Origin of the sequence: Pseudomonas sp. VD-NE ins, from assembly GCF_031882575.1 — a bacterium.
Lineage (GTDB): Bacteria > Pseudomonadota > Gammaproteobacteria > Pseudomonadales > Pseudomonadaceae > Aquipseudomonas > Aquipseudomonas fluorescens_BZ.
In genome coordinates this window covers 2855557-2879225 of the sequence record NZ_CP134772.1, presented here as the reverse complement: position 1 = coordinate 2879225, position 23669 = coordinate 2855557, and the positions used below count along the sequence as shown (strand labels likewise).

Sequence of the window (23669 nt, the reverse complement as noted above, 5' to 3'; positions counted from 1 at the left end):
GTTACGCCGCTTCGTCGTACTGGAGGCGGAACTGGTTGAGCAGCGCGAAGATGCGCAGGCCGTTGATGTAGTCAGGCGGGAACAGCACGTTGACCCGGCTCGGATCATTGAGATCTCGCTCGACCACCAAGTGCTCGGCGAAAAGATCGGCGTTTTCCACGTGGCCTTCCAGTTCGAGCTTGGCGTACTGCGCGATCAGCTCGCCGCGAATGGTCGCCGGTGTGACGATGGGTTGGCCGGCGCCGAAGCGCGTGCCGTCGCTCGCCAACTTGTGCCGACCGTACTTGCTGGTGATCACGCTCTGCATGCGCCGGACGATAAACGCCGACTGGTGCATGGTCTCGCTGTCCAGGTACGAATTGTCGGCTTGGCCATAAGCGTTCTTCTGGTAGGTGGTGATCGAGCGCTGGATGCGCACGTAGCCGCCTTCGTAGTACGCAGTGGCGATACCGTAGTTCAGCAGCGACTGGCGCTCTGTGAGGGTGAAGCGGTCACTGGCCGGCGCCGGATCCACGCCCGGCATGCTGCCGCTCTGCGTTGGACGGCTGGCATCGGCAGAGATGAACACCGCCGTGCGTGCCGCGAGCGATGCCGCCACCACCCATACCGGTTGAGGCACCCCGGGCTCGACACCCTGGATGGTCATGTGCTGATCGTTGCGCACTTGCCCTGCCGCCACCAACGTACCGATGGTGCCGCGCTTGGCAGTGTAGACATGGCCGAACAACTGTTTCGCCCAGCTCCAGCGACCGGTGTTGTCGTCCATCGCGTCTTTCCAGGCATTCAGCGTGGTCGAGTCCGACCATGGCTGACACAGGAATTCGAAGGGCTCATCACCCAGCGCTGCGATCGCATCGACCACATCCGGAGCACCGACGCCCGCGGCCATCGACGTGGTGACTACGGTCAATCCTGCCGGCGTGGATTCGCCATTGGACTTGCCCAGTCGATTCATCTGGATGCTGATGTCGTTGCCACTTTCTCCCGTCCACTTGCAGGTCAACGTGACCACGCCGGAAGCGGCCGCAGCGGTGACCGGCAGATCTGGCGTTGCGTTGATCTTCACAGCAAGCGCGGCGGCAACAATCGCTGGAGTCGCCGCCGACGCAACCACCGACTGCACGCGGACGCCGCCGATGTAAAGGTTCAGCAATCCGGCCTCGGTTGCCGCTCCGGTGAAGGTGACGGTTGCCGAAGCAGATTCACCGGTTTCGTTTTGCAGTGGCAAACACCACACCTCGCCGATCGGGTCGACCTTGCGCCAATTCTCGTACATCGCGGCAAGCATTGAGCCTTGGCCGGCGATGCTCTTGGCGATCGAGAGGCTGGAGACCAGCACCAACTTGCCGATGCTTTCGCTCTCAGCATCGTCATTAACCTGTGCGACGATGAGGCGGCGCATCGCGCTCGACGCGCTGTTTGCTGCCGAGCTATCCATTTCCGCGTAGAACAGCGGCACTCGGATATCGGCGGGGATGTTGCTGAATCCGATGGCCATTATTTGCCGTCCTCGGGTTTCGCCGCTGTAACGGCCTTGGTGGATTTGGTGGTGACATCACCGTCAGCCAGGCGACGGCGCCACCAGGCATTGTCGGGGACTTCCCGGCCCTCAACGGGCAACAGGTCGCCCGCCTCCGGGTCGGGCACAGAGCGGCCAGAGGCCGGCGCCACAGTGATGCGCTTGGTCATGGTTTTACGTCTCCAGTGAATTGGACTTCAATGCGCCCGTCCGGGCCGGGGCGCTTCAGGTTGGGGTCCGCCGGGTCGATGCAATCCATGCGGATGTTCGCGCCGGTGAAATTGGCCAGACCGTCTAGCTCCAGTTCGTGCCAGGTCTCTGGAGGTTGGTCCGATCGATTGCGGCCGATCTGGAATTCGGCGGTAAAAAGGTATTGGTAGATGACTCGGGCACGACTGACGAAAACCAGCGCACCTTTGTCGTATTCGATCAGCGTGTACTCCGGGCCAGGCTTCCAACCCACCAGAGCGCGCCATAGTTCTGAACGCAAGTCGTGCAACTGATCGTTGGCCTCTTGCCCCCGTTCATCCCCGGCGTCCAAAACAACCACAACGGCAAACTGGTCTGTGACTTCCTGTATCACAGCGTTCTGTGCCTTGCTGGGCGCTGCGGCATCTGCCGCTGCAATCACGTATGCCGCTGGCATGGGGAGCTTGGCAGTCTCCGCAACAGCGTCCCAATCGATACCGGCTGCAACCCGACCGGCATAGGTCGGGCATGTCGCCTTGAGATGGGCAACAATCGGGTTCAACTTCATTGATCAACTCCCGGGCATAAAAAAACCTCGCGAGTGCGAGGCTTTTTCGAGGAGCGGGGATCAGCCTGTAGTGAAGGCCTCCACCGCCGAACCAACATTGATGTCGCTTGGCAAAGGCAGCTTCACGACGGTTACATCTGACTCTTTGGAAAACTTCCCTTCCGCCAATTGGCGGGCGCTTCCGTTCACCGACTGGAATTTATTGGCTTCGTAGAGCCAGATGTGCGGCGCGCTCTTACCGTTCAATGTCAGGTTCCAGCACCCAATCATCGAGCGGTTGCCAATCACTTTCGAATCACACTCGACAGAACCGTTGGGGTAGATCTTATGGTTCAGGTAGATGAGGGTGATGCGATCGATTGCAGCACTGGGGGCTTCCCTCGCAGCTTCTACAGCATGCGCAGTAACCGCCGAGACGGACATGACGACGGAGGCAATTAAACTCAACGCTTTCATAGATAACTCCCTGTTAACAGAGCAGCAAGCCTATCGCAAAAGCTTTGGAGAATGCCCGCTACACCGACAACAGCTCATGACAGCGCCGCCGCGAACGCCGTGAACAGGATTGACCGAACTTGCTCGGATGAGTCCTGAAGGGCGTCAGCCATGTAGTTGTCGTGCGGTTTGATCCGCCATTCCCCCGCCGCCCGCTCGGCGACAAGTCGGGCACGAACGCCGGCCTGCCGTCGATTCTTGCGCCCGATGCCTTTACCGGGCGCGAGCTTTTGGGGCTTTCGGCCTTGCTTTACGCCATAGTAAAGGTAAGCCGGGTAGAACTCGCCCATTGCAGGCGTGAGGGTCGGGGAAATCTTGACCATGAAGCCGGAGCGCGACACCTTGAACTTGATGGAGCTGACGGTCTCGCCGGTTCGGTTGACTGGGTAGCCCTGCCGTCCCTTGCCCAGCACCAGGTTCATTTGCGCGTGCTGGGTCACCAGCAGACCGGCCTTGCGCATTCCGGCGCGGATCTTCTTCTTGTCGAATGCTTCGCGCTCGAAATCTTCGAAGCCCTCGACATGCAGGTAACTTTCGACCGACGCGGAGTTAGCCATAGATTCCACCTCCAGGCTTTTGCGGCCCGAGTTCTTCGACTTCCAGAATGGTGAAGCGACGCGTTCCATTCATATCCGCGACCCGCCGCACCCGATAGATAATCCCGTCATGCACGACTTCATGCGCATCACTCACGCCCTTGAGGTAGTAGAACGTCACCCGGTGGGTGATCTTGACGTCGGTCTGAACACCAGCCGTGTAGACGGCGGTACCGACTGGCTCGATCTTCGCCCAACGCCTTTTCTCGTCGGTGAAGATTGAATCGAGGCCCTGAGCCGGTGTCGGGACATCTGTGCGGAGTCTGAGCAAAATACGCCGATCCAGCTCGCCGGCACTCGGTTCGCGGTAGGCCATGGTCAGAACCTCGGCGGAACGGTGACCTCAGCCACCAAATGATCAAGAAACTCTGAAGGCAACTCGGACAGCGACTGGCCGACCAGGAACATTTCTGGATGCCGAAGGATCGTTGCCGCCGCCATCAGCAACCAGTTGCGAACGCCGGGGTGAAGATCAAGGTCAGTCTCTGCCTTGTAGCGGATACGCAAGACGCCAGCAGGCCGCCCAGCGGGGAACGATACGAAGCTTTCGCGCTGGCCCTGTTCGAGATCTACCGCTCCAGCGTAATCGCTCCATGCACCATCAGGCTGCCGGACCGTGACCGAAACAACCTCAGTCGCCTGCCCCACATCCAGCGCATGCCCGGAGGGGAACGCAGCGGGCCAGTCTTCTTCGTAGATCGCCCCGCGAATACCTGCACCGGTTTTGGATTCACATTGGGTCGTAACGCCGGGGATGATGATGTCGCTGATCAACCCCGGCTCCATGTCCTCAGGCTCCAGTCGACACTGGAAAGCCACCTGTTCCAGTGTCAAAACTGGCTCGCCGAAGTACTCGATTCGACGGGCCATGGCTTAGGGTTTCTCTTCGTCGAGGCCACCGCCGCCGCTCTCGTTATTGTCGGCACCGACGCCGGTTCCATCCGGATTGCCGCCCACCCCTGCCGGCTGATTGCCCTCGGCTTTTGCTGTGCCGGCTTTCTGGGTTTTGCCTTTACCGCCCTTCCCTTTCGTTGCGGTTTCGCCACCAGCCTGATGGACTTCGGCAAAGCCTTTGGACTCCAAACCATCAACAACTGCCTGATCGAAGGCAGCCAACTCATCAGTCGAGTAACCACGCCAGGCTTTCAAAAAACGCACCACTACTTTATCGGTCATCACTCAACCCTCAGATACGCGAAACCCCGCCAGAGCGGGGTCATTGGATTACATGCCAGCGCCCCACTTGACGTTGATGGCAACGACAATGCACTCGACGTGACGCGGGCCGAAGTCATGCTTGGCGATCACTTTGACCAGCGTCTGGTCACGCTGGAACGCGCTGACCATGTTGCCTTCGGCGTCCTTGTAGGAGGCTTCGTTACTGAAGGAGATCGTCAGGTCCATGTCTTCGCCGATCATCATGTCCGCGAAGTTGACGAAGTAGAATTCGGTCTCGTCGCCACCCGCGCCGAGGTTGACAGGGATCTGGTTGCTCAGGCCAACGGGGTAGCCCTTGAACAGACCTTGCTCGATTTCCGGATACGCCTTGTTGCCATTGCCGTCACGCAGCGATTGCAACCAGCGGAACACCCGCGGGTGCATCAGCCAGCCGCAGTCCTTCATCATCACGTTCGCTGTTTCCAAACGGAGCATCATGCCGCCGCAGAACAGGTCGATTTTTTCCAGGGTGATGGTGTCCACTGCCGGGGCCGGCAAGACGTTGAACGGCTGAGCCCAATAACGCATGCCCTTTGGCAGCGAGCCGCTACCATCCGCACGGATGAAATGCAGGTCTTCCGACAGGCCCATCGATACAGCCAAATCGGCAACAACAATTTCGTCGATTCGAGGGCTGACGCCAGCGTTGGCAATCAGGTCATTGGAAATCGGCACGATCGCAGCAGCCTTTTTCGCAGACAGTTTTGTATCCGCGAACGTCATCCCTGTGAGCGGGATATCGGTTTCGGTACCGATGTAGGTTACGACGGTGTTGCCGGTGATACGGGGCTGGGTCAAGTTGCCATTGTTCAGCGGCAAGCTACGTGCACCCATCTTCCGAACAACAGACATCGGGCGGAGCGCCTCGATGATTTCGGTAGCGAAGTTCGTCGGAACCAATACGCCGCCAGCACCCGGTGTAACTGTGCTCAGCGCCATAGAAACATCGGTAGAAAACCCGCCCTGCTGCGCCATTTGCGCGGCTTGATGCTGGTTGCCACCGGCGGCGGCAAGCAGCCGAACCATCTGGGCCATCCGCACACCTGGTGCTTCAGCCGGCCCACCACCGTGAATATGGCCGTGAGCACGACCTTGCGGCGGACCGGTGCGAGATTGAGCAGACTCGTTAACCGGTACAGCGCTGGCTGCGGCAATACGCTCTGCCTGCTCTGCACGACTGATCTTGTCAGTCAGCGCGTTGAACTCCACTTCCAGACTCGCGAACTGGGCCAACTGTTCTGCCGACAAGGATTCGCCTGCCGTCTCGAGTTTGGCCAGCGCCTGAATCGAATCGTTGATCTTCGCGCGTTCGCTACGCAACTGAAGTACTTGGGACATGTTGCCTCCTGGGCATAAAAAAACCCGCACAGGGCGGGTTTCGGTGACTGCCGCGAACGCGGTCAGATCTGGGTTTGAAGATTCAACGCGGATGCACGGACGGACAATCGGCCGGACTGGCGGGCAGTGCGACTCATGGCGACAGAGTGAGAAAGGTCATCAACCGCCTGTTGCGGACTCTGCATTCGGTCAGCAAGCCCGGCATTGATACCGGCCTGCCCCCGATACAGCCCTGCCTCAGTGGCAATGACCTGCTGCACGGAGAGCCCGCGATAGTCAGCCACCGCGTTGACGAAGAGCTGGTAACTCTCCTGAACAACATCGTTGAGGTACTTCAACGATTGCTCGCTCAAGGGTTCGTGAGGGCTGAGGTCGTTTTTGTGAGCCCCGGCGTAAACCGTGGTCACCTTGACGCCCATGCCCTCTTCCTGCTTTGAGCGGTCCATGTGACTGGCAATCACGCCGATCGAACCGACACCGCTGGTCTGGCTCACCACCAACTCGCTACAGGCCGAGCCCAACAAATAGCCGCCGCTGTACGCCATGAAGTTGACGATGCCGGTAATGGGCTTTTGCTGAGCCATAGCGCGAATATCGGCTGCCAGTTCGAAAGCACCTACGGCAGATCCGCCGGGGCTGTCGATATCCAGCACGATCCGCTCGACCATTGGATCGGCCACCGCATTGCGCAACTGCGCCCGCAATGACTCGTAGCTGGTCATGGTTTCGCACATGCTGATATGGCTACCGCGACTGACCAGCACGCCGCTCACGGGAATTACCTCGATCCCGGTTCGAGCAATGGCCGTCCGGCGCTCTTCTTCACGCTGCGCGATACGGTCGATGCCGTCATCGCCCCAGATTGCCGGGCCGTTCGGGGCTCCGATGTTCACGATGTTCAGGCTCATTGCCTGGTTGGCCCACCGCACGCCGAGATCGAGCATGTCAGGGAGCACGAGCAGCGGCTGATTGAACAGCAGGCTGGAAGCTCTCAGGTAGTTTTTCATTGCGCAAGAATCCTTCCGATTTCAGCGTGCTGGAGTTCGAGCTGCGCTCGCACCTTGGGGTTAGTCAGATCGCCGCCGGGTTTCCCTGCATCGACCATGTTCAGGGGCTGCAGGTAGATCTCGCCACCAGACACGGGCGGCATGTTCTCCAGCCGACGGATGTCGTTGACGCTGAGCCAACCCCATTGCCGGCCAATGGCATACGCCTCGTAACGGCTCTTCTGGTCGCCACGCAACAGACCCGACAGATTGAACTCGATGAAGTACTCGCGCCGGTCCTTGGGCAGCAGGAAGTCACGCATCATCGATTGTTCGTGGCGTTTGACCCACGGCAACAACGCGAACACCACGAACTGGATCATCAGTTGTTCGAGCGTGTTGTAGTTGGACTTCTCCAGGTCGTTGACCATCGGCAGCGGGATCTTGTAGATCCGGGCGATATCGGTGCCGGTGGTTTTGAGTATGCCCAACACCTCGGCATCCACGTTGTTCATCGACACGGGCTTGAAAGTCATGCCCTCTTGCAGCAGCGCGACCTTTTTGGCGTTGTCCATGCCACCAAACTTCTGGCCCCACTGATCGACAATCTTGTCGATGCTGCCCTGATCCTTGATCGATGGGGCTTCGCGGGGCCGCTCGATGACGCCCGACACGGTCACGCCGTTGGCGAAGCTTTTGCCGGTGTACTGCCGCACGGCTTGGGCGAGACCGAGTGATTCGGCATGCACCTCGATCGGCGAGAGCCCAACGTACTGATTGGTGCTGACCCATCGAACGTGGTGGATCATGCGCATCGGCACCGGATCACTGGCTCCGATGCGGTAATACGGCAACAGGTCGCCTCCCTTCAGCACCTGAACCTTGTTGTTGCACAACGGCCATAGGCCGATGACATTGCCGTCGTCGCGACGGTCGATGAAGCTGTAGCTGTTGCCCCGTAGGCCCGCCGCTAGCTGGGAACCTTCCCGGTATTCGTAAGGCGTCTGAAAACCATTGGGCTGGTACCGCAGCACGTCGTATGCGGGATGATTGATCGCCGCTTCCCGCTGCCCGTTCTCTTGCCGGCGGTACATTTCACATGGCAACTGCCCCATGGTTTCCGCCAGCAGCGTGACGCAGTTCTGCAGGATGGGCAGACCCAGCGCTGACTCAGGTGTGACCGTGACGCCTGAACTGTTGCGACCACCACCGATGAGTCCGCGCCAGAACCCACTGTCCGGGTTTGTGAGAGTGCCGCGTCCATCGCCGAGCAGGCTTGAGAAAAACATGCTCAACCTCCTTGGGGTTTGGATTGGGCTTTCAGTACAGCGGCTGCGCGATCGGCAAGATATGCCCAGGCCAGCAGACCGACACCCGCGACGATGCAACCGGCGGGAACGCTGATCAACGCCACGCCCCCGACCAACAGCCCGAAGCCCAAAAGGCCGGCAAGCCATGCAGCGATGGCTAATTTCATATACCTGCCCCTTCGTCGTAGATGGATTTACCGCTCGGGCCACCAGACTTCATGCTGGTACCGACGGCGATGATGGATGCCACGATGCCGTCGATCCGCCCGGTCGCTTTGGCTTTATCTGCTTTGCGATTGTTCGCTGGATCGGAAACGATCACCGCGTTACCGGCGCACCAGGTCATGACCGGGTTGCCATCGTGGCGCAACGTCTCAACCGTTTCGGACTGCACCAGTTCGTAATCCGCCGGATCCAGGTCAATGACATCGCTTTCGGGTTCACGTCCGAGTAGTCGGCGCTCAAACTCGTCGACCGCCGGCGCCATATCCTTGAAGCCCTGACCGAATGGCACGACCTCGGGCAGCGTGATGTCCTCATCGGTCATCAGCTGCAGAAGATCTTCGGCGCGCCACCGGTCGTAGCCGATCCGCTCGACATCGAAGTAGGCGCAGATCTTCACCAAGCGCAACAGCACATGCTTCTTGCTGATGGCACGCCCGGGCGTGGTTTCGAGATGCCCGTCCTTCAGCCACATAGCGTAAGGAACCTTGTCTCGATCTTCACGACCTTGGAGATCGTCGTCGGGAATCCAGAAGTACGGCAGTAGGCGCCAGTGCGGGTCATCCAGCGTCGGCCAGAACACAATCACAAACGCCGTCAAGTCCGTGGTGCTGGAAAGGTCAAGCCCGGCGACACAACGCCGGTTGCGCAGGACGCGCATCGGCACCCGTTCTTCGGCCTGCTTCCAAACGTCCCACGAAATCCACGGAGCATCTGCCGAAGTCCACTCGCAGAAGTTCAGACGGCGTACCACCGACTCTTGAGCCGGTAGCCCACGGGCGGATTGCACTTGCTCGCGCAGGTACTTGCGGCCCGGGATACCGTCGCTTTGTCCTTCGGCGATATGATCAAGTGATGGGTTGACCTTCGGCCAGCACGTTTCGTCCTTGAGCGGATCGTCGCCCTCATCCAAGGAACAGATGAAAGCAAAGAAACTGTCGTTTTCCTCAATCTGCGCGCAGATACGCACGCCGAGATCGTGGTACTGACCACAGACCGTTTTCTTGTCCGACCCGCTATTGGTGATCATCACCACCAAAGCTTTGCGCCGGTTCTTGGTACCGGCGCGCATCATGTTCACGGTGGCGGCGGTCTTGTGTTCGTGCAGCTCATCGAGCAGACCAATGTGGGGCCGTGGGCCGGACTTGCCTTCGTCCGCGCTGATCGGCCGGAAGAAGGAATTGGTGTTCGCGTAGAACAGGTTCCAGACCTTGTCGTCTCGCCCCGACTGCACCAGGCGTGAACGCAACTTTGCGGACATGTCGACCATCGACACGGCGTCGCGAAATAGGATCATCGCTTGATCACGTTTGGTAGCAGCGGCATAAATCTCCGCGCGCTGCTCACCATCTGCGACCAGACCATACAGACCGATGCCGGCCACCAGCGGACTTTTTCCGGAACCCTTGCCGGTTTCGATATAACCCAATCGGAAGCGCCGGAATCCGTCGACTGTCATCCAGCCGAACAAGCTGCCCACCACAAAGGCCTGCCACGGCGCCAGCAGGAAGGGCATGCCTTCGTAGTCGCCGCCGTTGAGGCACAGCACTTCTTCAAAAAATTCAATGGCGCGATTTGCAGCGGAGAGATCCCATATCAAACCGCGCTCGGGGCCATATTCAAGATCACGCAGATGGCGCTTGCAGGCGTTGCGGACATTCGGACCAGCGACGATATCGCCTGCCAGCACTGATTGGACGAATGCAGAAACGCGGTCATCAACTGAAGAATCTGTCTGCGGCGTCTCGTTGGGCATTGGGGAATAGCTCACCTTGCGGCGCCGGCGCAGCTTTCAGACTGCGCCGCGACATGGGAGATAGGCCGAACTGGGCGCCGGCGGTGTTGGCTCGCTTCTCGGCGTCGTTGGCGAGTTGCCGCAAGACGTGCATTTGCTGGGCGCCCGTCTTGAAGGTCTGGACATCGCCGCCCAGTTCGTCTTGGGATTCGGTATTGCGTTTGGCAATCAGCCGCTGGTAGCGGCGCCAGTCAGCAACCGCCTGGCAGTACGTGGCCAGCGCCATCGCATCCAACTGGGAAATGATGCCGAGGGATATCAGGGCGGGCACCAGATCCTCCCACTCCTTGACTGCCTCAACAGAAAGAACGTCCGGCATCGGCGGTGCGCCGACCGGCACCAGTGGCTTCGCCACTTCGGCCAAAAGATCAGCGACGTTTTCCCGCCCGCGGTTTCCCTGCAATAGTTTGAGGGCCGCCGGTACGCCGGGACGGCCCGAATTTCCATTTCCTGCCATAAATTCAACCCCTTACCGGTGGATACCCCCCCTCCCTCATATTTCCCGACTTTGTGTAAAGAGGGGGGCGATCGGTCTAGAAGGAAGTCCAAATGAAGTTTTTCACCCCCCCTACCCTCGGGGTTGTGCCATTTTTTGGTGCGTCGGTGATGGTCGGTCACCGGTTCCAGTGATGCCCCGGATCGACCGGACGGCCATCGGCATGGCACCCGGGCACGCGCCCGCTCTTCTCGATTCGCTGTTTCGTCGAGTCGTGGCAGAACTTACACAGGCTCGCCCAGTTCTCTGGGTTCCAGAACAGCTTCCATGCGGCCTTGATCCGGGCAGGATCGCCGCTGTCCTTGGCATCCTTCAGTTTTGGCGCAACCTTGTGGTCAACGATCACCGCCGCAACCGGGCGTTGGTCGGTCGAACACATCGTGCAGTACGGATGTTCGCGCAGGTGTCCATCGCGTGACTTCTGCCATCTGTACCCATAACCCCGCGCGGTACTGCTACCTCGACGGTCATCCGATACCTTGCTCATCAGCCCATCTTCCAGACGCGCGCCAGATTGCCACTGCTCTTGCACACCGATCCCACGAATACGCCCAGCACAATCACCAGCGGCCAAGAGTTCTGCGGCATGACGAGTTGCCCCTTACCGATGTAAACCACAGCGGATCCCGCCGCGACCATCACCACCCACGCAAGGCAACTCATGCTTCGACGGAAACGCGCACCGCGCCGACGGAAGGTGAACAGCCGAACGAAAAGTGCGACACACAACCAGAACGTGGCCTGAGTGAGAACTTGCGGCATCAGTTGACTATCCATCCTGCCTCCCTTGCGGTTCAGCAATGAGGCCGCGCCTTTTTATGATGGCGAGCGCGACGGTAACGACCACAACCGAGGCGCCGAACGCCGCCGGCCCGGTGTACTTGAATGGCCTGGTACCGAACAACTCAACCTCGGCCATGCCAGGGGCGAACATGTAACCCATCACGAAAGACACCAGCAGGAACAAAACCCGCTTCCAGACCGGCAATTCCTCGGTGGTGGTGAAGAACACCAGAGAGCCAGCCAGCGCGCCGATCACCGCGAGCATGTCCACGCCCGCCAGCAGTCCAGTAGCCGCCAGTCCTACACCACCGGCCACGACAACAGTTGCCGGCTCGCTCATGCTGATTCTCCTTGCAGACACCCATCGGGCCGAAAATAAAAACCCCGCCGAAGCGGGGTTAGGTAGACGGCCACTAAAGGCCTACTTAAAAACTGCAGCGATAACCTTCAAAACCTTCTCATTGATCAGTTCTGGCGTTAGTTCGTCATAACCTACCGTGCCGTCACCACCAGCCATTCCGCCTCGACCCGGCGCCATCGTGCTGTGAGAAAAGTTTACTTTCCGGCCCGCTTTATCAACCGACATCGTTAGATGCGGGTACTCATGAGTCGACCTGTGCGTTGTTTCGCGATCAAGTAGAAAACGAATGCCGATGGTCGCTGATCGCGTGTTCCCATGGATCTGCTCGCCATCAGTAAAGTCATAAATCGAGCTCTTGTGACCTCGCTCAGCAAGCTTTTGGACGAAGACCTCTAATGTTGGCCGGATCAAACTCTCCTGCAACAACAGATACTCTTCCAAGCTGGCCTTTCTTTGCTGCGCTATTTCTGCCCTTAAGCGCTCTGCCGCCGCTTCTTTGTCTGATCTCGCATCAAAAATCGCATCAAGTTTTGCATTCAACTCATCTGTCATAGCCAACTCCCATTCCTTCGCGTTGAGCCCGTGCACAAGCAGCTCAATGAGTGATTGGGACTACTCAAGCTTTTTTCAACCTACAGATCGACCTAAAAGAAAAACCCCGCCGAAGCGGGGTTAGGTGACCGGCACAGGGAAGGCCGGGTGTATCTGCACAGCACGTGCTCAGTCAGCGATTCAGGCGCAAATCGCATATCGTGGGGACTTTTTACCTGCCTCCGGAAAAACCGAAAAGAGGTGTTTTTCGGTAGGTCAGCAAACGACATGAATGCAACCGCAATGTGACCACAATGCGACAAGACGCCCCGACGAGCGGTCAGAACAATCTGACCCGTGCAACCGCAGACGCTCGCAGAAGATTGGTCTCAACTGACTTCACACGGCGATTCCGCGCACGGCCTGGTGCGCTCCGTGCCGTCAGTATCACCAACACCTGCTGATGCAAGGCATGAACCCAGTTCCGATACGTCCGATCTGCGTTGTCGCCGAGACCAAGAATCGGCAACTGAGACCTGACCGACAACGCAGGTCGAGGCAGATACCGATTGCGAGCCAGCTTCGCCAGCAGCGCGCCCTTCTCAGACTGCCGCTCAAGTTGTGCCAGCGCCGCGGCGACTTCCTGCGCAGCGTGGTCCATGCCGCCACCCGCTGCCATCATCAGATCGCGGGATCCCGGCGTGCCGCGAGGGGCAGAGCCGCCCCATTCAATAATCGTCGCCATCGGACTGCCCAACCCCCCGCCGTCACCCACCCGGTTGAACTGATTACCCCAATGCTGCATGAGTTCTTCAACTTCATCGATCATCGCCCCACCCTCCGAAAAATCGAACCCAACACAAATAAACCGCTACCCAACACAAACCCAACACAAATAAATCCCTTTGAATTCAGGCAAATAAAACAATCTGAGTTGAGTGTGTTGGGTTGGTTGGGTTTATCGTCCCTCGCATAGAGTTTTTTTGTTCGCCTTTTGAGAGCATCAAAAAACATCACGCAGGCGCGTGCGCGACGCCAAACCCAACACACCCCGCACAAAGCCCGGAAATCCGCGAATTTCAAGGCCTCGACCTGTGTCGGGTATTGAAAACCAACCCAACACGCACCCGACACACCCAGCACACATTTAGGTGTATTCATGCTGCAGCCGCCTTGATGTGGTCCCAGTTGTCGACGTTCCAGCCCGCCAAACGCGCCTTGGCACGCCAGTCGCTGACGACGACCCCAAGGTCTGCCGCTTTCAGGGATGGGGAGCGGGAAGGCTCCAGATCAGCCGGGAAGAAAAACGCGCCAAACTTCCGGTTGTTCCCGTCTGTCCACGGTATTGAGCGTGACTTGTCCAACTCGGAACTGAGGAAGAGCGCGAACTTCGTGTGACTCATGGCGTGCTCTTTGTTGCGCTGACACCATTCCAGGAACAACGCGAACACGTCGCTGGAGAGACAGACACCCCAGAGATCCCGACCCAGCTCACCGTACTTCCACAAATGAAGAAACGTCTGCCACCCTGCCCGGCTCAGAGCCACCAATCGCTCCCGCGCCTCCGTCTTGGGCGGTCGCGTTCGCTGGTCGAAGTCACCGAGATCCAGCGACAACAACCACGCGTGCAGCGCCGCAACGCCTCCGTTCTTGAGTTCATGACCGATCGCCTTCTGCCGATCTTGCGGCAACGTCTCGTTCGGCCACATCACCAACATCCGGCGATCGCTTTCACTGATAGGCCACGGCAGGATCTCGTTGCTCAGGAACACCGCGTTCATATGGTTGGATTCTTCCCAGCCATTGATGAACTTCGATTCCATCCGCACTGTTTTGCCGGTGATCAAATGCTTGATCTTGCCCACCTGGTTGTAACGCTGATCTCGGCTCACGACCTCTTCAAACACCGCCCAAAGCTTTCGGCTTTGCCAGGCATTGAAGTTGCTTTCCAACTGGGTCTGACCTACCGTCGCCGCGTATTGACCGTAAAGCATGCCCAGCGCGTCGGCAAACAACAGGCTTTTGCCCGAGCCTTCCATGATCGAGTGCATCAACACCGCCGTATCCATCTTCGCGCCGAGGTGCTGAAGCGGAAAAGCCAGCCAGCGCGTCAACCACCACGCCGCATCGTCATCACCATTGCAAAGGAACTTGATCAACCACCGCAGATTCGCGCACGCGTCATCGTCGCGAACCGGCTCAAGCGGCAAGCCATCGAACGTGTTGATGTAGACGCTCGGGTCTTTGGTCATGGTTGGATCGAAGACAATGTGGTCCACGTCCACCACACGCCGCTCGGCGCTGTTCAACCACAACGGATAGGTATCGCCCAACGCCATCTTCACGGCGCCTTCGGCAATCCGGCGCTTCTTCTCCCGGTCCCACACGTCCTTCGTGCCATCGATATACACATAGCGCTCAGTCGGTGACATGCCGAACGCGCCGCCCTTCTTGCCAGCCATCCGACGCGCTTGCTCAATCTCACTGACGTGATCGCTCGAAATCAATTTGCGCTGTTCGGTGTTCTCCAGCCATTGCTTGGCCATGGGTTTACCGACACGCGCCTCAAACGCAGACTTTTTCATGACCTTGGACTGATCGAAGTCCCAGACATGGGTTGTCCCATCGACCAGCGCATAACGGCGCAACACCTGGTCAATGCTCAGCGCAACAGGCTCGCCCCCCGCGCCCCCTTCAGGATCTGGAGCGGCCTCGCTGGACGACGGTTCGCCCGGGCTAGGCTCGCTTGGATCAATGGATGGGGTCGGGGGAAGATCGTGCGGATCGGGCCGGGACGCATGCTGCATGCCCATCAACTGCGCAGCAGCTTTCACCGCCCGCGACTGATCGCCGGAATGCTCCAGCAGGCAAAACACCTCGAAGGCGTCATTCTGATGACCGTTGGCCAACGGATCCGCACCGTGGTGCGAATAGACCTTGCCTTCGTTGACCGTGACACCCGGCAAGCCTGTACTGCTTTGCGGGTAAAGCCATTTGCTGCCGCGCTTGATGTACCCGTGCGCCCGCAACAGTTCTTCCACGTCATGGCAGCGGTTGAATTCATCAATCACCGACGGTGGCTTACCCGCTGCTGGCGGTGCACGCTTGATGACCTTCGCCGGCGGCTTCTTCGGCTTTGGCGCCCACGGGCACGCTGCCTCGGCATCGCGCTTGAAGAAATCCCAGTTTTTCCAGATGGCCAAAAGCTCATTGGTCAGCGTTGGCAAACCATCGGTAGCACTTGGCGGCGTGCGCCAGGTGTAAGGCTTTCCAGTACCGGGATGGATCGAGGGCGGAAAGACGTCTTGCACCAGCCCAGCGCGCAGTTCGAACACGGTGAAGCGCTTGTAGTTATCCGCCTCGGCCTTGGCCTTCGCTTCACCTGCAACGTCGCCCGCCTCTTTCGCGGCCTTCGCCTTCGCCATCAGCCCCTTCCAGATGGAACCGTCCGGATCATTCTCATTCGGCCAAGAGAGCGAATGCCGCGACAGCTCGACGCCGTCCGGCAACTTGAACAACACCCGAAACCGCAACGGGTTGCCGACGATCGTCGGATACACCAAGGCCATCGCATCGAGATCAATGCCCAACTGTTCGTAGAGGACGTGACGCGTCCATTGAACATCGTCGACGTCCAGCGAGCAGACACGGCTTGGCCCGAGTACGACGCCCAGATTGTGGTTGGGGTTGCGTTGCCAGAATGCTTCGGCGGCATTGGCATCAGTGATGTAACCGCCCGGTTTGTTCCAGCCCATGCCTTTCGGGGCTTTGTCGCCGGGTTCAATTGATACAAGGGCAAGACCGAAGATTTCGATATAACGCTTTGCCCAAATGGAAGTGGCGATTCCCTTTGCCGGCTCCGTCATCGCCGAGCCTCCCGCAGCCCCTGACAATCGACGCAGGTTTCGCAACCTTCAATCGCCTGTTGTCGAAGCAGCGGGATCGCGACATCGCAGTCCTCGCAGAACTGCGCACTAACGCGACTCGAAGCCACGCGACGGTTTAGGTGGATGGCAACGTCGAGCAGGTATTGCGCCTGGTCATTGGCGCGATCGATATCGTCAGCCATTGTCCTGGCCCTCCATCGCCTGTCGCGCGCCGGCCATGATGCCCAGCACCGCCTGAATGACATCGATGCCGTACTTGTCCAGCGTGGCGACTTCGTGCGGTTCCCAAACGTTGTCGGCGGCACCAGCGTGCATGCTCGAAACGAACTCACCGGTGCGCTCCAGCAACTTGCCGACGGACTTCAGCGCCTCAGACGTGGCAGGTACCGGCGTCGGCTTGTACCAAACGGCACCTGCCGGCCGCACCAACGCATCGAGCAGCGCGGGATTCTGCGTCAGCCGGATAACCTCTTCGAGTTCATCCGGAGTCAGCCAGCGGCGCTCTTCATTGAGTTTGAGTTTCTTCTGCAGCTCGTCGTACTCCATGAGCATGTCATGGGCCAACGTGGTGATGCCGCCGCGGAAATCGCGCCCGGCGCGATAAAGCGCCTCACGCAAAGAAAGAACCGGGCCAGCGCCCGGGAGGAGATCTGTGCGACTCATAACCGTAAATACCCCGTTTACGGCCTAGCCTTCAGATGGGACACGCCCTATCCTACGACCACGACCGATGTGCATGTGCTGTGTATCGTCGTAGCCGGGCTGGGGGATTCTTTGGTGAGAGGCCCCAGTCCGGCACCCTTTTTACGCGGCTTTCGAACCACGCAAGTACGCCCAATCAATATCCGGACGCAGTTGCTCACAGGTGACCTTTCCCTGTGTTTCCCGCTCGATGGACACAGCCAAACCGCCGCTAGCACGACGATTGCCGTAGGCGATTTGTTTGAGCTGCCCAGCCGACGTATCACAACGCTTCGCTAGCCCATCCAACGCATCTTTATCGAGACCTTTTATGTATGCATGCAAGCTCATGTGCACCTCCGTTTCGCAAAAAGATAGCAGCCGCTAACGGAGATAACAATAGCGATTTGCAATTTACAAAATGCTAAACACTTTTAAGATGCATTGATGAATATCAGCCAACTCCGCATCGCAGCGCTTCGAGACCTGATCGGCGATCTCAAAACTAAAGAGTTCGCTGACCGGTACAACCTCGACCCCTCTTATCTCTCCCAATTGCTTAACGGTCATAGACCAATGGGCGATAAGGCCGCCAAGAATCTTGAAGATAAGATTGGCCTCACTGGCGGAACTCTACTGATGCCCGCGCGTACAGCCCAGGAAGGCTTGGCACCTGGAAACGACGCGGGACCAAGCTTGGTCAATTCATTCCGGCGGGCTCCCATGCAAGGAGTGGCGCAATTGAATCAAGATGGAATGTGGGGCGAGCTGGCGCCGATCGCTGGCGGGGTGGATGTCCCTACTTCAGACCCGACGGTCTACTCGATCAGAATCAAGGGGGACGCGCTGGCGCCCGCAATTCGAAATGGATGGGTTGTCTGGTGCGAGCCTCGACATGAACTGGTACCTGGCGAATATGTAGTGGTAACGCGAAACGGTGGCGAAACCATGATCAAAGAACTTCTATATGCAAATGACAATGAAGTAAGCCTGATGTCGATCAACGATACTTACGGCCGATTGACGATACCGAGAGACGAGATTGTCACCATTCATTACGTAGGCGGAATCGTTCCTCCAAGCAAAATCAAGTCCTGACGTAGCCCACTCCAAAAACGCCGCCTGCCCAACGCGGCGTTTTTTTGTGCGTGGAAAAACATTACAGAAAAATAAATTAGCGTTCGCTATTGTCATATTTCTTAGCCGTTGCTAACGTTGGCACGTACACCTCTCACCAAGAGTACGAGCCATGCAAACGACACAGCACAGCACCACCCGCTGCCCGGTGTACCTACATCCGGCAGCGTGCACCAGTCCAGCAGCCGTCGAAGCGATTCAAAAGAACACCGGCCTGCTGGTAATCGTCACCCCCGGCGCTCGTCTGGCATCCGCAAAAGCGGTAACTGCGACGGCTGACCTAGGTCCATTCGGGGGTGACGCGGCATGACGCCTCTATTGCTTGGCCTCGCTGGCCTCGCTCGCTCTGGCAAAGACACCGCAGCCCAGCACCTGGTGAACCATCACGGTTTCCAGTCGTACGCGTTCGCGGACCCGCTGCGGGATGGTCTGATGCATATCCTTAACCTGAGTCCATGCGACTTCGAAGGCGACCAGAAGGAACAGCCGCTGCCGTGGCTGGGCCGCTCTCCCCGCCAATTGATGCAGTCCCTCGGCACGGAATGGGGACGCAACAGCGTCCACCCCGAACTCTGGCTACTGCTTGCAGCGCAGAACCTCGACCTACTCGCCCGTACTCACGACCACGCGAAGGGGTTCGTGGTGAGTGATATCCGATTCGAGAACGAAGCGGATTTCATCCGAAAGCGCGGCGGCCTCGTCATCCACCTGCAACGCCCTACAGCAAAGCAAGTGAACTCGCACATCAGCGAGAGCGGCGTCGAGGTACAGGCCAAAGATATCGTCATCACCAATGACGGATCTATTGATGACTTCCAGAAGCATCTCACCGCGACCCTTTCCCTATTGACCCTCGGCGCCACGCCGCGCGTTGCCTGAGGACTGTGCGATGACGAACCGCACCCTGGACGAAACGGCCGCCGTGCTGGGCCTCAAACCCCGCAAGTTCCGCACCCGGTTGCGCGAACTCAAAGTGCTGACCCAAAGCGGTGACCTGGCCAGCCAGCACCGCGACCGCGGCTATCTGTTTTCGGACACCCGCAGCCGCTGGAACGACCACATCAGAGGCTACAGCCACTACGCCGTCGTGATGGTCACCGAAAAGGGAGTCGAGTGGCTGGCAAAGCAACTCGGCATCGGCATCAAAGCCCAGAACAAGGACGCCGCAGCATGAACAGCAACTACCTCAACGCTCATTGTCACGCGCTCGGCAGCCTTCGACTGATCCCGGTCTACCTCGACAGCCCGGGCATCGTCAGCCGAGCGACATTGATCGGCGCAGCAAGCGAAGCCATCGACATGCTGAGCAGCGTCCCGATGCGCGTGCTGGAGCTGGCCGACGTCTATCGCTGCGTCAACAACGTGATCCTCGAAGGCCAGACCGCCTACGTCACTCCGACCAACTCACCGGAGTTTCCGTTCGGCGCCGTTGTGGCGGATGAAAACGGCAACGTCTGCGCCGCCGCCATGGGCAAAAGCAAAGAAGGTCTAGCCGAGATGATCCGCCTGAAGCTGCTGCCCCCAACAGAGGGGCACGGGGAGAAAACAGCGTGAGCACCACCATTGACCAACTGCGAAAGGAATGGCCGACGCCGTGCCCGACGTTGTCCGCCGTTCGGCAGCGCTACTTCTCGCACATCACCAGCGATCGCTACCTGCTACGACGCATCAGTGCCGGCCGCATTGCGCTGAAGGTGACCCGTCTCGGCGGATCAGCCAAAGGCACCGCTGTCGTTTACCTGCATGACCTGGCTGCATACCTCGACGCTCAAGCGACGAAGCAAGCAGCCTGATTCAACGGTAGCCCTTGCCGTCCAAGGGCATGCACCAACCGCCGCCGGCCTCTCACCAAGAATCCCGGCGGCACTTTTATCGGAGCACAGCACATGCACGTACAGAACACGATCATCTTCATCGGGATGGCTTTTGGCTTGTTCCTGCTGGGTTACTACATTCGCAAGCTCATCCTGCGCGCGCTAGATCGCAGCTACGAAGCCGGCCTCAAGGAACGCAACGGCCTACACAGCCAACGGATCGCCGCGCTCAACACCGACCTGACCACCATCACGCAGCTACGCAACCGCGAGGCTCAACAACTGGCCGACCTGCGCGCACAGATGCTAAGCATCAAGGCCACACCCTTCACAGCGATCGACTATCGCGACCTGACGGAGATCACCCAGTTTCTGGCGCTCGCACTCCAGACATGGAAGGCACTGAAAGGTACCGAGGCCAGCCAAGCGAGAGCTGAACAACTGATCAAGGTTTCCCGCGCTATGGCCTACCGCGTCTTCCATGCCGTCGAAACGGCCGGCAACCTCAACGCGCAGCCACTCGACACCCAGCTCATCGAATGGCTGGACAAGCGCGGCACCTTCAACGCCGAGCCGGAACTGAGTTCGATCAGCTTCCCCCACGACGCTGATACCGAGGGCTATGCACACCTGCGTGATGCCCTGCGCGAAGCCTTTGAACTGGACATGCAACGTCAGACCGTCGAATTGGGCCACCCGACAGTGGAGGACGCAGCATGAATTGGATTCTCACGCACAGCGGTCGCCAGTTCGACCTAGTCAACCCAACCGCCGCCATGATCTCACCGCTCGACATCGCGCATTCACTGTCGAACCTGTGCCGTTTCAATGGCCACACCCGCACGCACTACAGCGTGGCCCAGCACAGCATGCTGGTTTCGAGACTTGTCCCGGACCAGCACAAACTGGTGGCGCTGCTGCACGACGCGACCGAAGCCTACATCGGCGACATGACCACGCCTCTAAAGGCCCTAATGCCAGGCTTCCACATCGCAGAAGCAACAATTTGGCAAGCCGTCTGCGATCGCTTCAACCTCGATCCAGTGTTGCCGGAATGCGTCGTGCGCGCCGACCTGATCGCGCTGGCGACCGAGCGACGGGACCTGATGCCGAGCCACCCCGACGACTGGAAATGCTTGCGAGGCGTCCCACCGATGCCCGAAACCATCATCCCGCAATCCGCACCTGAGGCGTATATGCAGTACTTCAGCCGCCTAATGGAACTGATGCAGGGTGATCATCGGAGGGCTTGCGCGTGACGGCATTCAAAAAACCTCCTTTCGACTTCAAGACCCAGTACGCGCTCGGTTTCAACACTCAGGACGATGAGCTCGTTGTCGACTTCTTCTGCGGTGGCGGAGGCGCCGGCACCGGGCTGGAGATGGGTCTGGGCCGTGCTGTGAACGTAGCGAAGAACCACAGCCCGCAGGCGATCAGCATGCACACCGTGAATCACCCGGGCGCGGTGCACTACACCACCGACGTGTTCGATGGTGATCCGGATACAGAGTGCGGCGGCAAGGCCGTTGGCTGGTTCCACATGTCACCGGACTGCACGCATCACAGCCAGGCGGCCGGCGGTCAACCGCGCAAGCGAGAGATCCGGAATCTGTCGTGGATCGGCCTAAAGTGGGCCGGCAAGAAGAAGCCCCGCGTTATCAGCTTGGAAAACGTGAAACAGATCCTTCAGTGGGGGCCACTGATCGCGAAGCGCTGCAAGGTCACTGGCCGCGTGGTGACTCTCGATCTGGTACCGCACCCCACCAAACCGAAAAGCAAAATCAACCGCGTTGCTGACCATGGCGAGAACGTCCCTGTGAACAATCAGTTCCTTGTGCCGGATCCAGCCCGCCGCGGGCAAACCTGGGCGGTGTTCGTCGCCGAGCTGCAGCGCCTCGGCTACGCCGTGGAGTGGAAAGTCCTGAAGGCTTGCGACTTCGGCGCACCGACCAGCCGGGAACGCCTGTTCATGATAGCCCGATGCGACGGCCAACCGATTGTGTGGCCAGAGCCGACCCACGCGAAGCATCCCGCCAAGGGCCAAAAGAAATGGCGCACCGCCGCCGAGTGCATCGACTGGACGGTACCAACCAAAAGCATTTTCGGACGACCTACCCCGCTAGCAGAAGCCACGCTGCGCCGGATCGCCAAAGGCATGAAGAAGTTCGTCATTGATGCGGCTGATCCATTCATTGTGCCGATCGCAAATTGGTCCGGGGAAAGCGTCCAGTCTGCAAACGAGCCATTGCGCACAGTGACGTCTTGGCCCCGCGGCGGATCATTCGCCATGGCCAGCCCCATCATCGCGCCGGCAACACATCAAGGCAGTGACCGAATCAATGACCCACGGGAACCGATGCCGACAGTAACCTGCGCTAATCGCGGAGAACTGACACTATCTGCGGCCACCCTTGTGCAGCTCGGCAATGGTGACAAACCGGGATCAGCCCCACGCACTGCCGACCACCAAGAACCACTCGGCACGATAATGGCTTCGGGTGGAAAGTACGGCGTAGCCGCCGCGCACCTGGTGAAGTTCAGGTTTGCAGATGAAGGCAAGGCGCTCGCCGAGCCGCTGCCGACCATCACCAGCGGAGGCAACTACCAGCGCCCCGCCGGCGCCGCGCATGCCATGGGCATATCGACAGTATTCATGGCCCAAATGAATGGCGGGTTCAACACAACTGCCGCCAAGAGCATCGAAGACCCGATGACCACGGTGACCAACACAGGCAGCCAGCAGCAACTGGTGACAGCGAACCTGGTGCACCTGCGCGGCAACTGCGATGCACGGGATGCCGCCGATCCGCTGCACACCATCAGCGCCGGCGGCACCCATCACGGGCTGATCACTGCCTTCATGGAACGCCAGTTCGGCGCCAGTGTTGGACAAGGTGTGGACGAACCTGCGCCGACCATTACAGCAGGCGGTGGCGGCAAGAGCTCCCTCGTCGAGCTGCAGCTATCGCCAGAGGTTGAAGCCGGGGCGCTGCGGGTCGCCGCCTTCCTGATCAGCTACTACGGCACCGAAAACATGAGCGCCGCCGATGCACCAGCACCAACGATCACCACTAAGGATCGGCTCGGCCTAGTCACCGTCACCATCAAGGGCACGCCGTACGTGATCGTCGACATCTGCCTGCGGATGCTGCAACCGGCCGAGTTGTACAAAGCTCAGGGGTTCCCCGCCGACTACATCATCAGCCACGGAGCCGACGGCAAACCGTTCACCAAGACCCAACAGGTACACATGTGTGGTAACTCCGTCAGCCCACCGCCGATGGCCGCACTCGCACATGCGAACAACCCGTGGCGACAGACCGAGAAATTGCAGGAGGCCGCATGACAGCTCTACGCAGGACCGTTCGAGTTCGCCGCGGCCAAATGCCGCCCCTGGATCTCGTCACCATTTGCGATAAGTGCAACAAGTCGCGAGCGCACGGCAACCACGAAAAATGCAGCAAACAACGCCAAGTTGAAGGTATCGCTAGACGGGAGGCAATCGATGGAATTTCTAAGTGAAACTCTTACTGACGATGAGCTGGCCACCATCACCGGCTACAAAATCCCGTCCTGCCAACGCCAGTGGCTGACGAACAACCACTGGGAGTTCGTTGTAACCGGCGCTCAGCGCCCAGTTGTAGGCCGAGTTTATGCCCGGCTGAAACTTGCGGGGGTCAAGCCAACGGCAAACAATGCCGTGGCCGAGACCTGGACTCTCGACTTGGCACGCGTAGGCTGAA

General features: G+C 59.1%; 32 protein-coding genes. 9 read left to right on the top strand and 23 right to left on the bottom strand.

Annotated elements, in window-relative coordinates; genetic code table 11:
* Window position 1 precedes the first annotated feature (1 nt).
* The 23 genes from RMV17_RS12725 to RMV17_RS12615 form a co-directional block, all read right to left on the bottom strand.
* Complete coding sequence (locus tag RMV17_RS12725) at window positions 2-1498, bottom strand: phage tail sheath subtilisin-like domain-containing protein (RefSeq protein ID WP_311886730.1); 1497 nt, start codon at window positions 1496-1498, stop codon at window positions 2-4.
* Window positions 1498-1689, bottom strand: a complete 192-nt coding sequence (locus tag RMV17_RS12720) for a DUF2635 domain-containing protein (RefSeq protein ID WP_311886729.1) — start codon at window positions 1687-1689, stop codon at window positions 1498-1500. Before RMV17_RS12720 ends, RMV17_RS12725 begins: the two co-directional genes overlap by 1 nt.
* Window positions 1686-2276, bottom strand: coding sequence for a hypothetical protein (locus tag RMV17_RS12715; protein WP_311886728.1), 591 nt, complete (start codon window positions 2274-2276; stop codon window positions 1686-1688). The genes RMV17_RS12720 and RMV17_RS12715 overlap by 4 nt, the downstream gene beginning before the upstream one ends.
* 60 nt (window positions 2277-2336) lie before the next feature.
* On the bottom strand, window positions 2337-2732 hold the full coding sequence (locus RMV17_RS12710; protein ID WP_311886727.1) for a hypothetical protein: 396 nt from the start codon (window positions 2730-2732) through the stop codon (window positions 2337-2339).
* Between the two features lie 74 nt (window positions 2733-2806).
* On the bottom strand, window positions 2807-3328 hold the full coding sequence (locus RMV17_RS12705; protein WP_311886726.1) for a hypothetical protein: 522 nt from the start codon (window positions 3326-3328) through the stop codon (window positions 2807-2809).
* A complete protein-coding gene (locus tag RMV17_RS12700; RefSeq protein ID WP_311886725.1) occupies window positions 3321-3683 on the bottom strand; it encodes a phage head closure protein in 363 nt (120 codons plus the stop codon). The genes RMV17_RS12705 and RMV17_RS12700 overlap by 8 nt, the downstream gene beginning before the upstream one ends.
* 2 nt (window positions 3684-3685) lie before the next feature.
* Complete coding sequence (locus RMV17_RS12695) at window positions 3686-4237, bottom strand: hypothetical protein (protein WP_311886724.1); 552 nt, start codon at window positions 4235-4237, stop codon at window positions 3686-3688.
* A gap of 3 nt (window positions 4238-4240) precedes the next feature.
* The gene (locus tag RMV17_RS12690; protein ID WP_311886723.1) at window positions 4241-4543 is read right to left on the bottom strand and encodes a hypothetical protein; all 303 of its coding nucleotides are present in this window, start codon (window positions 4541-4543) and stop codon (window positions 4241-4243) included.
* 48 nt (window positions 4544-4591) lie between these two features.
* Window positions 4592-5923 (bottom strand): phage major capsid protein, encoded by a 1332-nt coding sequence (locus tag RMV17_RS12685; protein WP_311886722.1) that lies wholly within the window; start codon window positions 5921-5923, stop codon window positions 4592-4594.
* A gap of 62 nt (window positions 5924-5985) precedes the next feature.
* On the bottom strand, window positions 5986-6930 hold the full coding sequence (locus RMV17_RS12680; protein WP_311886721.1) for a S49 family peptidase: 945 nt from the start codon (window positions 6928-6930) through the stop codon (window positions 5986-5988).
* The gene (locus tag RMV17_RS12675; RefSeq protein WP_311886720.1) at window positions 6927-8198 is read right to left on the bottom strand and encodes a phage portal protein; all 1272 of its coding nucleotides are present in this window, start codon (window positions 8196-8198) and stop codon (window positions 6927-6929) included. Before RMV17_RS12675 ends, RMV17_RS12680 begins: the two co-directional genes overlap by 4 nt.
* 2 nt (window positions 8199-8200) lie before the next feature.
* Window positions 8201-8386 (bottom strand): hypothetical protein, encoded by a 186-nt coding sequence (locus RMV17_RS12670; RefSeq protein ID WP_311886719.1) that lies wholly within the window; start codon window positions 8384-8386, stop codon window positions 8201-8203.
* Window positions 8383-10197, bottom strand: coding sequence for a terminase TerL endonuclease subunit (locus tag RMV17_RS12665; RefSeq protein ID WP_311886718.1), 1815 nt, complete (start codon window positions 10195-10197; stop codon window positions 8383-8385). The genes RMV17_RS12670 and RMV17_RS12665 overlap by 4 nt, the downstream gene beginning before the upstream one ends.
* Window positions 10160-10693, bottom strand: coding sequence for a phage terminase small subunit P27 family (locus RMV17_RS12660; RefSeq protein ID WP_311886717.1), 534 nt, complete (start codon window positions 10691-10693; stop codon window positions 10160-10162). The genes RMV17_RS12665 and RMV17_RS12660 overlap by 38 nt, the downstream gene beginning before the upstream one ends.
* Before the next feature lie 157 nt (window positions 10694-10850).
* Window positions 10851-11219, bottom strand: coding sequence for an HNH endonuclease (locus tag RMV17_RS12655; protein WP_115146968.1), 369 nt, complete (start codon window positions 11217-11219; stop codon window positions 10851-10853).
* On the bottom strand, window positions 11219-11509 hold the full coding sequence (locus RMV17_RS12650) for a phage holin family protein (protein ID WP_115146969.1): 291 nt from the start codon (window positions 11507-11509) through the stop codon (window positions 11219-11221). The genes RMV17_RS12655 and RMV17_RS12650 overlap by 1 nt, the downstream gene beginning before the upstream one ends.
* A complete protein-coding gene (locus RMV17_RS12645; protein ID WP_311886716.1) occupies window positions 11502-11855 on the bottom strand; it encodes a putative holin in 354 nt (117 codons plus the stop codon). Before RMV17_RS12645 ends, RMV17_RS12650 begins: the two co-directional genes overlap by 8 nt.
* 81 nt (window positions 11856-11936) lie before the next feature.
* Window positions 11937-12428 carry a hypothetical protein gene (locus tag RMV17_RS12640; protein WP_311886715.1) on the bottom strand — a complete coding sequence of 164 codons (492 nt, stop codon included), beginning with the start codon at window positions 12426-12428 and terminating at the stop codon, window positions 11937-11939.
* 319 nt (window positions 12429-12747) lie between these two features.
* Window positions 12748-13236, bottom strand: coding sequence for a hypothetical protein (locus RMV17_RS12635; RefSeq protein WP_311886714.1), 489 nt, complete (start codon window positions 13234-13236; stop codon window positions 12748-12750).
* A 328-nt stretch (window positions 13237-13564) separates the two neighbouring features.
* A complete protein-coding gene (locus RMV17_RS12630; protein ID WP_311887037.1) occupies window positions 13565-16273 on the bottom strand; it encodes a DUF5906 domain-containing protein in 2709 nt (902 codons plus the stop codon).
* Window positions 16270-16476 (bottom strand): TraR/DksA C4-type zinc finger protein, encoded by a 207-nt coding sequence (locus RMV17_RS12625; protein WP_311886713.1) that lies wholly within the window; start codon window positions 16474-16476, stop codon window positions 16270-16272. Before RMV17_RS12625 ends, RMV17_RS12630 begins: the two co-directional genes overlap by 4 nt.
* Window positions 16469-16957, bottom strand: coding sequence for a phage regulatory CII family protein (locus RMV17_RS12620; protein ID WP_311886712.1), 489 nt, complete (start codon window positions 16955-16957; stop codon window positions 16469-16471). The genes RMV17_RS12625 and RMV17_RS12620 overlap by 8 nt, the downstream gene beginning before the upstream one ends.
* Before the next feature lie 141 nt (window positions 16958-17098).
* Window positions 17099-17326 (bottom strand): transcriptional regulator, encoded by a 228-nt coding sequence (locus RMV17_RS12615; RefSeq protein ID WP_115146975.1) that lies wholly within the window; start codon window positions 17324-17326, stop codon window positions 17099-17101.
* Between the two features lie 96 nt (window positions 17327-17422).
* Here RMV17_RS12615 and RMV17_RS12610 point away from each other — a divergent pair, with 96 nt between their 5' ends.
* The 9 genes from RMV17_RS12610 to RMV17_RS12570 all read left to right on the top strand — a co-directional run bounded on the left by RMV17_RS12610 (window position 17423) and on the right by RMV17_RS12570 (window position 23668).
* A complete protein-coding gene (locus tag RMV17_RS12610) occupies window positions 17423-18073 on the top strand; it encodes a LexA family transcriptional regulator (protein ID WP_311886711.1) in 651 nt (216 codons plus the stop codon).
* 345 nt (window positions 18074-18418) lie between these two features.
* Window positions 18419-18991, top strand: coding sequence for a deoxynucleotide monophosphate kinase (locus RMV17_RS12605; RefSeq protein ID WP_311886710.1), 573 nt, complete (start codon window positions 18419-18421; stop codon window positions 18989-18991).
* A gap of 10 nt (window positions 18992-19001) precedes the next feature.
* Entirely contained in the window at window positions 19002-19286 is a 285-nt protein-coding gene (locus RMV17_RS12600) for a phage antirepressor KilAC domain-containing protein (protein WP_311886709.1), read from the top strand.
* Window positions 19283-19666, top strand: coding sequence for a hypothetical protein (locus RMV17_RS12595; RefSeq protein WP_311886708.1), 384 nt, complete (start codon window positions 19283-19285; stop codon window positions 19664-19666). The genes RMV17_RS12600 and RMV17_RS12595 overlap by 4 nt, the downstream gene beginning before the upstream one ends.
* Window positions 19663-19905 carry a pyocin activator PrtN family protein gene (locus tag RMV17_RS12590; protein ID WP_108589632.1) on the top strand — a complete coding sequence of 81 codons (243 nt, stop codon included), beginning with the start codon at window positions 19663-19665 and terminating at the stop codon, window positions 19903-19905. Before RMV17_RS12595 ends, RMV17_RS12590 begins: the two co-directional genes overlap by 4 nt.
* A gap of 93 nt (window positions 19906-19998) precedes the next feature.
* Window positions 19999-20646 (top strand): hypothetical protein, encoded by a 648-nt coding sequence (locus RMV17_RS12585; RefSeq protein ID WP_311886707.1) that lies wholly within the window; start codon window positions 19999-20001, stop codon window positions 20644-20646.
* Window positions 20643-21185 carry a phosphohydrolase gene (locus RMV17_RS12580; RefSeq protein WP_311886706.1) on the top strand — a complete coding sequence of 181 codons (543 nt, stop codon included), beginning with the start codon at window positions 20643-20645 and terminating at the stop codon, window positions 21183-21185. The genes RMV17_RS12585 and RMV17_RS12580 overlap by 4 nt, the downstream gene beginning before the upstream one ends.
* The gene (locus RMV17_RS12575; protein WP_311886705.1) at window positions 21182-23272 is read left to right on the top strand and encodes a DNA cytosine methyltransferase; all 2091 of its coding nucleotides are present in this window, start codon (window positions 21182-21184) and stop codon (window positions 23270-23272) included. The genes RMV17_RS12580 and RMV17_RS12575 overlap by 4 nt, the downstream gene beginning before the upstream one ends.
* A gap of 159 nt (window positions 23273-23431) precedes the next feature.
* A complete protein-coding gene (locus RMV17_RS12570; RefSeq protein ID WP_311886704.1) occupies window positions 23432-23668 on the top strand; it encodes a DUF4224 domain-containing protein in 237 nt (78 codons plus the stop codon).
* Window position 23669: the final 1 nt, after the last annotated feature.